Annotated in this window: 11 protein-coding genes; all 11 read left to right on the plus strand. The window is 68.1% G+C overall.

The window, feature by feature from the left end; all coding sequences use genetic code 11:
• The first annotated feature begins 309 nt into the window (after nt 1-309).
• The 11 genes from ACIBK1_RS33230 to ACIBK1_RS33280 all read left to right on the plus strand — a co-directional run bounded on the left by ACIBK1_RS33230 (nt 310) and on the right by ACIBK1_RS33280 (nt 12,034).
• Complete coding sequence (locus tag ACIBK1_RS33230) at nt 310-1,470, plus strand: DUF4041 domain-containing protein (RefSeq protein WP_396739623.1); 1,161 nt, start codon at nt 310-312, stop codon at nt 1,468-1,470.
• A gap of 169 nt (nt 1,471-1,639) precedes the next feature.
• Complete coding sequence (locus tag ACIBK1_RS33235; RefSeq protein ID WP_396739625.1) at nt 1,640-2,071, plus strand: plasmid mobilization protein; 432 nt, start codon at nt 1,640-1,642, stop codon at nt 2,069-2,071.
• An 11-nt stretch (nt 2,072-2,082) separates the two neighbouring features.
• Nucleotides 2,083-3,510, plus strand: a complete 1,428-nt coding sequence (locus tag ACIBK1_RS33240; protein ID WP_396739627.1) for a relaxase/mobilization nuclease domain-containing protein — start codon at nt 2,083-2,085, stop codon at nt 3,508-3,510.
• Between the two features lie 640 nt (nt 3,511-4,150).
• Nucleotides 4,151-4,969 (plus strand): hypothetical protein, encoded by an 819-nt coding sequence (locus ACIBK1_RS33245; RefSeq protein ID WP_396739629.1) that lies wholly within the window; start codon nt 4,151-4,153, stop codon nt 4,967-4,969.
• 425 nt (nt 4,970-5,394) lie between these two features.
• Entirely contained in the window at nt 5,395-5,829 is a 435-nt protein-coding gene (locus ACIBK1_RS33250; RefSeq protein ID WP_396739631.1) for an XRE family transcriptional regulator, read from the plus strand.
• 141 nt (nt 5,830-5,970) lie between these two features.
• Nucleotides 5,971-6,851 (plus strand): IS5 family transposase gene (locus ACIBK1_RS33255; RefSeq protein WP_396739677.1). Its coding sequence is split into 2 segments (ribosomal slippage): nt 5,971-6,345 and nt 6,348-6,851, totalling 879 coding nucleotides; the frame shifts between segments, so codons are not numbered across the junction.
• A gap of 1,114 nt (nt 6,852-7,965) precedes the next feature.
• Nucleotides 7,966-8,457, plus strand: a complete 492-nt coding sequence (locus tag ACIBK1_RS33260; RefSeq protein WP_396739633.1) for a TadE/TadG family type IV pilus assembly protein — start codon at nt 7,966-7,968, stop codon at nt 8,455-8,457.
• A 77-nt stretch (nt 8,458-8,534) separates the two neighbouring features.
• Nucleotides 8,535-8,936: a TadE/TadG family type IV pilus assembly protein gene (locus tag ACIBK1_RS33265; RefSeq protein WP_396739635.1), complete on the plus strand. Its 402-nt coding sequence runs from the start codon at nt 8,535-8,537 to the stop codon at nt 8,934-8,936.
• Nucleotides 8,936-9,346, plus strand: a complete 411-nt coding sequence (locus tag ACIBK1_RS33270; RefSeq protein WP_396739637.1) for a pilus assembly protein TadG-related protein — start codon at nt 8,936-8,938, stop codon at nt 9,344-9,346. Before ACIBK1_RS33265 ends, ACIBK1_RS33270 begins: the two co-directional genes overlap by 1 nt.
• Complete coding sequence (locus ACIBK1_RS33275) at nt 9,347-11,650, plus strand: LysM peptidoglycan-binding domain-containing protein (protein WP_396739639.1); 2,304 nt, start codon at nt 9,347-9,349, stop codon at nt 11,648-11,650.
• Nucleotides 11,651-11,725: 75 nt separating this feature from the next.
• Nucleotides 11,726-12,034, plus strand: coding sequence for a bacterial transcriptional activator domain-containing protein (locus tag ACIBK1_RS33280; RefSeq protein WP_269321801.1), 309 nt, complete (start codon nt 11,726-11,728; stop codon nt 12,032-12,034).
• Nucleotides 12,035-12,044: the final 10 nt, after the last annotated feature.

The following is a 12,044-nucleotide window of genomic DNA, read 5'->3' on the forward strand; positions in this document are numbered from 1 at the left end:
ACAGTTGCCTGTGGCCGCCGAATGTCCGTGCACCGCCGTTATCAGGTGGCCGTCCTCCTTCTCGACCGGTGACCAGCCGGGTTGACGCGAGGGAGGGCGCTGATGACGGAGTACCGGTTCAACTCGCCGCCGGGGTGGCCGGCTCCGCCTTCTGGATGGCGGCCTCCTCCTGGATGGCAGCCGGACCCGTTCTGGCCTCCGCCCCCGGCGGGCTGGCAGTTCTGGGTGGCCGACGCCACGCCCGCTCACGCACCCGTTCCGCCGCCTGCACCTGCTCATACTGGGCCGAACGGTCGTCACGTCATGCCGGTGCGTGAGGCTCCCGTAGTTCCGGTTCCGGAACGTTCCGGCGGCGGGTTGTTCGGTGGCAAGAAGCGGCTGGAAGCGGAGAACGCCCAGCTGCGGGAGTGGGTCGAGCGGCTCGGCGGCTTGGACGCGATGCAGATCACCGCCGCGACCGAGCAACTGCGCGCGGAACAGGTCCGATTGCAGGCGGCGATCGAGGACGCCGATCACCGGCTGCAGGAGATCGAGGCGCAGATCGTGCAGACCGAGGACGTCGCCCTGCTGCAGGAGGCCGGCGTCTATGAGTATCAGCATCCGCTCAGCGACGCGGTCGCGTACAAGGCCAAGCTGGCCGAGGTCAAGGACAAGATCAGGAGTATGGCCCGCGCCGGGCAGGCGGTGCTGGGTGCGACGAACTGGACGGTCAACGGCTCCGCTGCCGAGGGGCGGCGGATGGTGCGGGACTTCTCCAAGCTGATGCTGCGCGCCTACAACGCCGAGGCCGACAACTGCGTACGCACGATGCGGCCGTACAAGCTGCAGTCGGCGATCGACCGGCTGAGCAAGGCCGGCGAGGCCATCGTCAAGCTCGGCAAGACGATGCACATCCACGTCGGCGACGACTACCACCGCTTACGGGTGTACGAGCTGCAGCTGACCGCCGACTACCTGGCCAAGGTCGAGGAGGAAAAGGAACAGGTCCGCGCGCAGCTGGCGAACGGCGACACGGCGGGCGCGGAGGAGCTGAAGGCGAAGCTGGAGGAGATCGGCGCCGCGGTCGCCGATGTGGAGGCGCGCGAGGCCGACATCCGGGCGGGCTATGTGTATGTGATCTCCAATATCGGCGCGTTCGGTGAGAACGTCGTGAAGATCGGCATGACCCGGCGGCTGGAGCCCGAGGACCGGGTGCGTGAGCTGGGGGACGCCTCGGTGCCGTTCAAGTTCGACACCCGCGCGCTGATCTTCAGCGAGGACGCCGTCTCCCTCGAAGGCCGACTCCACGACGAACTGCGCGAGCGGCGGGTCAACAAGGTCAACACTCGCCGTGAGTTCTTCTACGCCACACCAGCGGAGGTCCGCGACCTGCTGGAGAAGATCGCCGGCCAGCACCTGCTGGAGTACCGCGATGTGCCCGAGGCGTTGGAATGGCGGCAGTCGGTGCACGGCGCTGCACCCGCAGTCTGAGGCCCGCAGGGCGGGAGGAGCAGGATATTCGTAATGTCCCATTACCGCTGCATCCGGCGGGATGCAGCGGGGGACATTCGTGATCAGAACCGCCCACTCCCGCCACTGATATGGGGTGGGTTCTGATCGATTGCGACCGGGCGCGGTCGTCGGGGGAGCGGTCACGAGCATGTCCGATGGGGGAGAGGGCGCAGGGTCCAGCACGGGGTCCAGCAAGGTGCGGCAGCGGCGGCGCCAACGCCAGGCGGTGCCGCGGCCGCACGTGGTGAAGTTCGTGCTGACCGATGAGGAGTACGCCGACTTCCGCATGGCCGCGCAACGCCTTGGGCTGGCGCAGGGGGCGTACGCGGCAGAGGCGGCCTTGGCGGCGGCGCGGATGGTGAACCCACCGATGCCCGACCCGCTGCGCGAGGCTCTGATCGAGCTGATGCACGCCGCCGGCCAGGTGCGCCGCATCGGGGTCAACCTCAACCAGGCCGTCGCTGCGCTCAGCGCGACCGGCGCCGAACCCGGCAACCTCGTTCCGTACGCCGCCGCGTGCTTGCGGGCGGTGCAGCGCTTGGACGGAATCGCGGAAGGCGTCCGGAAGGCGATCCGGTGATAGGAAAGGTGATGCGCGGGCGCCGCGTCGGCGGGTTGCTGTATTACCTGTACGGCCCGGGCCGGGCCAACGAGCACGTCAACCCGCACATCGTTGCCGGGTGGCGGCATCCGGCCGAGCTGGAGCCGTCGCTCCGTACGGAAGGCGGGCGGGATTTCCGGAATCTGATCGGATTGCTCAACCAGCCGCTGGCCGCGCTGGGGGAGCGGGGTTACGCCGAGCCTGTATGGCACTGCGTCGCCCGTGCCGCACGCCAGGACCGCATCCTGAGCGAAGGCGAGTGGGCGCAGGTCGCCCAGGAGATCATGACCCGCACCGGTCTTGCGCTGGCGGACGATGACAACGGCGTGCGTTGGGTCGCCGTGCGGCACGCCGACGACCACATCCATATCGTCGCTACGCTCGCCCGCCAGGACGGCACCAAGCCCCGGACCTGGAACGACTTCTACCGCGTACGGGAAGCCTGCCAAGCCGTCGAGCGCCGGTACGCCCTGCGCCTGACGGCCCCGGGGGACCGGACGGCGGCGCGCCGGCCGACCCGCAGCGAGACGGAACAGACCCGGCGGCGCGAGTGGGACGAGGTGCCGCGGACGGTGCTACGGCAGCACGTCGTCACCGCAGCCGCCGCAGCGGCCTCGGAAGAGGAGTTCTTCCGGTCGTTGGAAGCCGCCGGGGTGCTGGTGCGGCAGCGGATGAGCCAGCGCAATCCAGGCGAGGTGACGGGGTACGCGGTGGCGCTGCCGAAACATCGCAACCGCGCCGGTGAGCTGGTGTGGTTCGGCGGTGGCAGGCTCGCCGCCGACCTTACTCTTCCGAAACTCCGCGCGCGGCGGAGCAGCGGAAGCGATCACCACCCCGGCGGAACGGGCGCGGACGAACGTCGGGAGATCTGGGAGCTGGTGACGACGGCTGCCCGGCAGGCCGCCGCACAGCTGCGCGAGGCCACAGCCGGCGAATCGGGCGGCGCGGCGGACGTGCCCGGGGCGACCTCCGACCTGCTTCACGTCGCGGCACGCCTGCTGAAGGACCAGCGGCTTCGCAATGCCGCGGAGGCATTCGACCGCGCCGCGCGAGAGCCGTACGCGCGGATTCCGCCCCCGACACGAGCAGGGCTGGAGCTGCGGAGGGCCGTGCGAGGGCTCGCTGCCGGGACGAGGGGGTCCGCAGGATCGCTCATTGCCGACATCGCGGCGCTGGTCGCCGCGGTGGCCGAACTCCGTACGGCGCAGGGCAGGATGGCCCAGGCGGTCGCGGCACGAGCGGCGGCCCAACACCTCGCCCTGGTGTCACCTGCGGCGGGTGCTCCGGTACGGCTGGCCGCGGCGGACTTCCCGCAGCCCGTCACCAGGCCGCTCGGCGCGGATACCGGCCAGAATCCTCGCTCGTCCGGGCGCTCTGCCGGTCCTCCGGCACCGTCCGCGTCACCTCGGAATGGGTAGCTCGAAGATCGTTATTTTGCTCGTGCGACTCGGCTCTGAGCTGCGCTGTTGCACCGGCCTAGCTACCTATCGTGGTTGATCATCTTCGCTTCGTGATCGACCCGGGGGTGCCGTCGTGACAGCCAGCAATCCGTTCCGAGGCCGGACGCCGATGTGGCGGTCGGCTGCCGCAGGAGTGCTGGCAGGCGCCGCAGCGCTGGCCGGGGCGGGGACGGCTCAGGCGGACCCGCCGCCCGGGTGCCCGCACCTGACCGGTACAGCAGGCCGGTACGTCGACAACACGAAGTTGTGCGCGGCCATGCAGCGCGAGGTGCAGAACTGGCTCGCCGGCAACAACATCGACGTGGGCCGCGCCGTACGGGACTCGTGGCGCGGGCAGGCCTCCCAACCGGCCCCGGAGCAGCCCCAACAGGTCGTACGCCTTCCGCAGGTTCCACAGCAGCCGACAACTGCTCCAGCCGCCGCACCTTCTCCCACGGTTACAAAGAGTCCCGAAAAGCTGGAGGCGGCGGCGCCCGTAAGCCGTGACGGTGAAGCGAAGGAGCATCACGTCCGGAACCGGCCCCGGCGCGATCACCGGCGGATGCCAGACCATCCTGCGGCGAGCCAGGCAGCAACGGCCACGGGGGAGAAGCCGCTGGTGACTGAGGAAGTGATGGCGAGACGCGGGCTTGGCCACCGGCCAACGGCAATCAACCCTCGAACGCCCTCAGCCAAGCCTTTGACGCGGCCAAAGAGGACCCCGGCGCTGCGGCCGACGCCCCCTGAGAAGCATCAGCCGGCTCCCTACGCAGCACACGCCGCGCTGGAGTCGTCGGCGTCGACGATGCCCCTGACGATTCCCGCCGGCCTCGCCGCGCTGCTTGTGCTCGCCATCGCCTACCACCGACGACGTCAGTGCGTCGGTGCTGTTGTGATGTGGTGGCGGCGTACCCGCCTGACCAGGCAGGGCGATCGACTGGTTCGCCACAGCGAGGTGAGGGACACGTTGCCGTTCCCACCGGTGGAAGCCTCGGCAGAGTCGGCCACTGTCATAAGGGCCGACGATGAAACGCCCGTCTCAACGCTCGACTCCATGCTCGAACAGGAGTCGACGAGCTTGGGCTACCTCGTCGCGCTGTCGGCAATGAACGGGACGGGACTCACCGGCCCGGGCGCGGAGAACGTGACGCGTGCCATGGTCCTGGACCTGTTGGCCGGACGCCACATCGTGGCTCGCGTACTGATGCCGCGCGAAGACGCGGTGCACCTGTTCGGCGAGGAAGCGCTACACGCGGCTAACCCGGGGCTCGTAGTGCTCGACACCTTGCAGGAGGTGGTGACCGAGCTGGAGGTGGAGATCGTCAGGCGAAGCGGGCAGCGTACGGACGCGGGAGTCCCAGAGGGCCAGTCCTGGTTGTTCGTCGTCGCCTCGCCGGGTGCCGCAGCTGGCAGGCGGCCAGAGAGACGGCCTGGGTGAGGTTGCGGGTCACCGAGCGTCACCTCCGGCAAGGTGGGTCGCGGCTCGGGCGACGCCCTCGTCGTTGGCGGGGGAGAGGATCAGGCCGTGATGGGTGACGTAGGCGTAGACGCCTTCGGCGCCCGCGCAGTAAACAGTCTCGCTGCCGACAGTGAGGGCCCCACTGGCCGTTGCGGCGGCGGATCAGCCGGGCCGGTCGGTGACGGCTGACCTCCAGGCCGAGGCGGACGAGTTGTTCGTGACGAGCTTTGCTCTCGTCAGGTGCTCGCATCGGTGTGGCTCGCATCGGTAACCTTTGGGCGTGGAGAGGCGGACTCCATCAACTCAAGTTGATGATGAGAGCAGGATAGGCACTCTCCGTAACCGACTGTCAACTAAAAGCGATGAAGCAGGGCGCGTGTCGCTCCAACTTGATGTGGTGAGCAGTGGCTGACGACCGAAGCGCGGCGAACACCACGTGGTCCCTCGCCGACAAGATCGAGTGGTTGATCCAGAACCGCTGGCCAGCGGGTAACCGGCCGCCGAAGAACAACCTCGAGGCGGCGGCGGCGATCTCGGAGGCGACGGGGGAGGAACTGTCGTCGACGACGATCTGGAAGCTGCGGACGGGTAGGTCGGACAACCCCCAGCTCAAGACGTTGAAGGCGCTGGCGAAGTTCTTCAACGTGCCGATCGGCTACTTCGGGGACGACGAGGAGGCCGAGGCGACAGCCGACCGGGTAGTGGCGTCCTCTTTAGTCGGCGAGTCTGGTCTCAACCGCGAGGCACTCCGAGCCCTGGTCGAGATGTCCGACGGCGGCCGCCAGCTTGTAGCCGACTTCATCATCAGCGCCGCCCGCCTCGAACGAGGCCGAGGCTAGGGCGTGTATCGAAGTCCGGGTGGTGCCTGAGCACGGTTGACGTGTCGGAGAGGTCGTAGATCGACAACATAAGAGGTCTCCGGTAAGTGGTTAGTCGACCAAGAAAAACCTGAAACCGGAGACCTCGTGGCCACCTTAGCGGTGACACGGCGGTTCGACCTCACCGATGCGCAGTGGGCGGTACTGGAGCCGCTGCTACCAGCGCCGAAACGGTCGGGCCGGCCATCGCTGTTTCACAAGCGGCAGCTGATTGACGGGATCCGCTGGCGGGTACGGGTCGGCGCCCCCTGGCGTGATGTGCCCGCCTGCTACGGATCCTGGTCGGCGGTGTATGCGCTGTTCCGCCGCTTGCAGCGGGACGGCACCTGGCAGCAGATCCTGACCACGTTGCAGGCGCAGGCGGACGCGGCGGGACGGATCACCTGGGACGTCAGTGTGGACTCCACCATCGCTCGTGTGCATCAGCACGCTGCGGGTGCCCGGAAAAGGGGGATCTGCAGGCCGAGCCGCCCGGCGGGGTGGGTGGCCCGGAACCAGACGATCACGCGCTGGGGCGCTCTCGCGGCGGGCTGACCACCAAAGTGCATCTGGCCTGCGAGCAGGGGCAAAAGCCGCTGGCCATCGTGCTGACCGCGGGACAGCGCGGCGACAGCCCGCAGTTCACCGCGGTCATCGCCGGTATCCGGGTGCCCCGGCTGGGCGGCGGGCGCCCCCGCACCCGCCCCGACCGCGTCCTTGCCGACAAGGCCTACACCTCCACGGCCAACCGCGCCTACCTGCGCCGCCGCGGGATCAAGGCCACCATCCCCAGCAAGGCCGACCAGGACGCCAACCGCCGCGCCAAAGGATCCAAGGGCGGTCGGCCACCCGCCTTCGACCCCCAGATCTACGCCCAGCGCCACGCCGTGGAGTGCGGCATCAACCGGCTCAAACGCCACCGGGCCGTCGCCACCCGATACGACAAACTCGCCGTCCGCTACGAAGCCACGGTCCTCATCGCCGCACTCAACGAATGGCTCTAACCGACTTTGATACAGGACCTAGCCGGCGCAACCGCTTCCAGCGAGGTCCCTTTCCCGCGAAGTCCCAGAGAGCGGACCCATCTTTCGGTACGACGTGAGTTGCGGCTCGCGCTGGCGGCGCGTTCCGAAGTGCGCGACCCCACCTACGGCGAGGACAGGCGAGGAGGTCAGTGCGGGGTCGGGCACACCGGCCCGCGGAGGTGCGGGAGGCAGCGAGGCCCCGAAGTACGGTGAGAGGACGACCCCCTCGCCGCTGATTCTGCGGGCTCTGCCATAGGAGACGCTTGGAAATTGAGCTTGTTCCGCTTTGACGGACACCGTTGGTGTGGTGGTCAGGGTGCGCGAGTTTCTTCGTAGGCGGCGGTTCTCCCGCCGCAACGCGGCCAGTTCCTCCCGTTCGCTGCTAATCAGTCCGTCACGCTGCCCGGCCACGTGGTCTATGTGCCGCTCTGTTCGATCACGGCGAGGTGCGCAGACGAGGCGGAGATCAGAAGCGGCTTGGGCATCCGGGGTGAATCGCGCCGGGATTGATGGAGGCTGTGATGTGCCTCGGGTTCCTCATAGAGCCGATTTGGTTGGTTGTCGTGCAACCGGGTTTTCCCGGGAGGCGGGTGCACAACGTGGGGGTGACCCGCCCGGGTCAAGACGGTCACGCGGGGTGCCAAGAGGGAGTTGGCTGTGATTGGTTTGGCAGGCACTGGTGATCGCCGAGTCTATCTGGGAGATTCTGCCGGCGCTGATCCTGAGGTTCGCCCTGTCGGTGGTTGGCCCAGCCTCAGCCGCTAGGAGGATCATCGTGGTTGTGTAGCCCCGCTGCACAGAGAGAGGGACAATAAAAGAGAGGCCTTTCAGGGCTAGGGCAGAGCCATGGGACAGACAGCAGGACGGTGGAAGAGTGGCGCGATGGCCGCACTTGCCGCCGTTGTCTTGATTAGTACGTGCGGTCACGAGGACAGCACGGGGGCCCTGCAGATGACGGCACCGGCTACGGCTGTCCTCCTCGGATACGTCGGTCCCGGCGGTGGCCATGGTGGCCACGGCGGTCACGGCGGTGGCCATGGTGGTCACGGCGGTGGCCATGGTGGGCATAGCTACCCGGTGACATCAGGTCGAGATGGACATTCTCTGGAGCTATATCTGGCTTAACACGGCCTTCCTGCGGCGATATTCCTGCTGGCCGTCGCCGTCGCAGCCAAGATCACGCAGGTGGTCAACGACTACATGGGGAAAATCAAGTGATCGCGGGTCGGCGCCGTTGGAGGCGGCCATTCTCTACCCGGTGGTCCTCACCCTGACCTTGCTCCTGGTCAACGCGGCGCTGTGGTTCCACGCCTGCAACGTTGCACTCGCCGCCGCTCAGGAGGGCGTACGGGTCGCCCGGGCGTACGGCTCGAACCTCTCGGCGAGCACGCTTGTCGCCGAGCGGTTCGCTCAGAGGGTCGGCGGGTCCTTTCTGATCTCGGCGCACGCCACTGCTGGCCGTACGGGCGGCACGGTGTCCGTGACCGTGCAAGGCGAGGCACTCACCTTGGTGCCGCTGCTCAAGCTGACGGTCTCCCAGATCGCACACGCACCCATCGAGCGATGGTCGACCCCCACTCGATGAGCGTTCGATTTCGTAGCGGGCCTGGTTGGCGAGGATGCGTACGCGTTCCGCCTGGGGCAGCCGCCGAGCGTGGTTCGATGACGGTGGAACTGGCTGTTCTCGCGCCCGCGCTCGTCCTCGTGCTCGTGGCCATGATCGGCGCTGGGCGGATCGTCATCGCACACGGTTCGGTCGAGGCGGCGGCCCGCGACGCCGCCCGGCAGGCGTCCATCTCGCGGGACGCCTCCTCCGCGCGCTCTGCGGCGCTGAAGAGCGCGCGAGCAGCGCTGGCCCGCGAAGGACTTCAGTGCGATCCGATGGTCTCGGTGGATACCGGAGGGTTCTCCACTCCTTTGAAACGGTCGGCCACGGTGTCCGCGACGGTGACTTGTGACGTGCGGCTCAGCGACCTCGCCCTGCCCGGCATTCCCGGCTCGAAGGTCCTGACCAGCCGGTTCACGAGCAGCCTTGATCCGTACCGCGCCCGAGGAGACCGGTGATGCTTCACAGTGACAGGGGGTCGATCTCGGGGTTCGTCGTGGTCGTCATGCTGGCCGCCCTCGTGTGCCTGGGCCTGGTCGTGGACGGCGGGCAGAAAATCCGCGCCTATCGGGAGGCGTACGCGGTCGCGGAGGAGGCCGCACGAGCGGGGGCCGGCGTCGTCGACGTCGACCGCGCGTACGCCCAGGGCGGCCGGTTCGAGTTGGACACCGCTAGCGCGCTGGCCGCGGCCCGCGCGTACCTCGCCTCGTCGGGACACCAGGGGAGCGTCGCGATGGCGGGCGGACGGACGCTGCGGGTCACGGTGAACGTGTCCCGGCCGACCGTGCTGCTGTCACTCATCGGCGACGTGACGGCCACCGCGAGCGCCTCCGCCCGGATGCTGCAGGGAATCGAGCAGGGAGAGTAGATGCACAGCCATCGACCGACCGCTGCCGCCGTCTACTCGGCATTGGCACTGGTGGCGCTGATCGTCGGGCCGCCCATTGTCCTGCTCGGCTTCCTCGATCCGCCGCACATCCCTACGCAGGCGGAGCTGGCCATGCCGGGCGATCCGGCTTTCCTCGTGAACGCGCTGCTGGCCACGGCATGGCTGTGCTGGCTGATGTTCACCTGGTCGGTGCTCGCCGAGGTGGTGCGCCGTCTACGGAACGTGCATGAGCGTTCCGTGCTCCGGACGCCGTTCCAGCGGCTTGCCGCACACCTGGTGACCACGATCGCGATCTCGGCTGTCGCCCCAACTCCACAGGCCTTTGCCGCCACATCCACCGTCACCGCCGCTCCTGTGGAAACACAGAAGACCATGCGGGAGGACGCTTCGGCGAAGGCAGAAGCCGGCCAGCAGCACAAGACGTATCGGGTCAAGCCACACGACACCCTGTGGGAGATCGCCAAGACGCATCTGGGTGATCCCATGCGATATCGGGAGATCGTGAAGCTGAACGAAGGCCGGGTGATGGCGGACGGGGCCACCTTCACCTCCGAGGGCTGGATCCGGTCCGCCTGGCTGATCCGAATGCCGGCGGACGCCACCGGCTTGGAACCGCGGCATAAGCGGGGACCGGCTCATGCCGCGGAGGACTCGGTCGTTATACGAGAAGGCGACAGCCTGTCGAAAATCTCCCAGCGACACCTGGGGGACGGCAAGCGATACGCAGAGATCTTCAAGCTCAACAAGGGACGGTCTCAACCGGATGGAGGGCAGCTCACCAACCCAGGCCAACTGGAGGTGGGATGGCACCTGAGACTGCCGAGGCAGGCACCATCACCTGCATCTTCGCCCGCGGCCGAGCCTGCCAAGGCCCAAGAGCCGGTTCCCGATACTGAGCCCCGGGGAAGTGCGATACCTCGTATCACCGCGAGCCCCGCAGGCCTGCCCGCGCCCGCCGCTCCTCGCGTGAGCGTCGCCCTGCCCAACGGTGGAGTAGTCGGGCTGTCGTTCGCGGCGGGAATCGCGGTGGCCCTGGCTGCCGGGCGCGTTCGGCAACGCGTCCGGCGGCCGGTTCCCGAGGCGACGGAGGCCGTACGGGTGGTGCCTGCGCCGAAGCCCGAGCCGGCGGTACAGGCGGTGGAAGAGGAGTACCGGCAAGTCAACGACCCGGTTCCCGATGACTACGTCCTGGTCAAGGACTCGTTCACCACAGAGCCCCCCGCCACACTGGACGTCGGCGTACGTGCCGGCGACACCGCGACCCTGAACCTGCCCGGCCTGAACCTCTGCCTGAGTGGAGACGGAGCCGAGGACGTCGCGCGGGCACTGTTCGTGGCCCTCGTCGCCCAGGCTGACGCGCATCGGGTTGAACTCGTCGTGCCGCGAGACGACGGGGCTGAACTGTTCGGTGACAGCCGGGAGACGCTCGCTCCGCGCCTCCCGGGCCTGACCCTCGCACCCACCTTCGATGATGCGGTGACGCACATCGCCAGCGAACACATCAACCGCGCCGAACTGCTGAGGGACGCCGAGGTCAACGATCTGGCCGAGCTGCGAACTAGCAGACCAGACGAGCTGGTCCCGGCCCTGGTGCTGGTCGGCCGGCTGACCGGACGGGACCCGTCATACCTGGAGTCGTTCATGGGGCACGCGCCGCGTCTCGGGATCGGCGCGATAGTGCTAGGGGAGCAACTCGCCGGGGCCAGGTGCGAAGTCGGGGCGGACTTCCGAGCCACAGCCGAGGGTGAACTGGACGGTGTGGACCTATTCCATCTCCCACGGCAGGAGGTGATCGCCTTCCTCCGGCGAATCGCCATCCAGCACGGTCACGAGGACTCCGCCGCAGAGACCGCAGAGGAGGCCGCCGAGGCCCCTGAGCCTGAGATCCCCGAGGTTCAGAACGCATCGAACGCCGCCCGGGTCCGCCTGCTCCTGTTGGGCGAGGTGCGTGTCGAGGTCGACGGCGAGCCCATCGACATTCCGACCGCCAAGGGACTGGAGATGCTTGTACTCCTCGCGGTCCACCCCGGCGGCCGAATGCGCGAGGAGATCTGCGCCACGCTCTGGCCCGACGTCGAGCAACCCCAGGCCGGATACCGCTTCCATGCCGCGCTCAGCGACTTGCGCAAGCGGCTGTGGGCCGCCACGGGATCGAATCGTAGGGTGACGACTTTCATCGAAGCGGAAAGCGTGACGTACCGGATGGACCGGGAGCACGTCTGGGTCGGCCTCTGGGAGTTTCAGAGTGCTCTCGCCGAGGCGCGGAAAGGCTGCCGATTCTGAGGGCAAGGCCGCCGCTCTGGACAGAGCTGCCGAGGTCTGCCGGAGCATCTCGCCGACGGGGCACCATATCTATGGATTGACCTCGATCACAGAGATCCCCTCACCCTCGCCTCCGTACGGGCGCTCCTCCAGCTGGGCGGCATCCACGAGAAGGCAGGCAGACCCAAGCGGGCTCTGGAAGTCATGGAGCAGGCGCTGGTGCTCGATCCCATCAACGAGGCCGCCGCAGCGGCCGTCATTCGCCTGCTCACCGGACTCGGGCGCCGAGATGAGGCACGCTTGCGCGCCCAGCATCTCAATGCCCACCTCGCCAGCCTCGATCTCGAACCAACCCCGGAGACCCAGGCCGTCCTCGGGCAACTGCGCACCCGCCGTAGATCCTGAGTCCTGAGCT

The organism is Microbispora rosea (assembly GCF_044460045.1).
In the GTDB taxonomy this organism is placed as follows: Bacteria; Actinomycetota; Actinomycetes; order Streptosporangiales; family Streptosporangiaceae; genus Microbispora; species Microbispora rosea.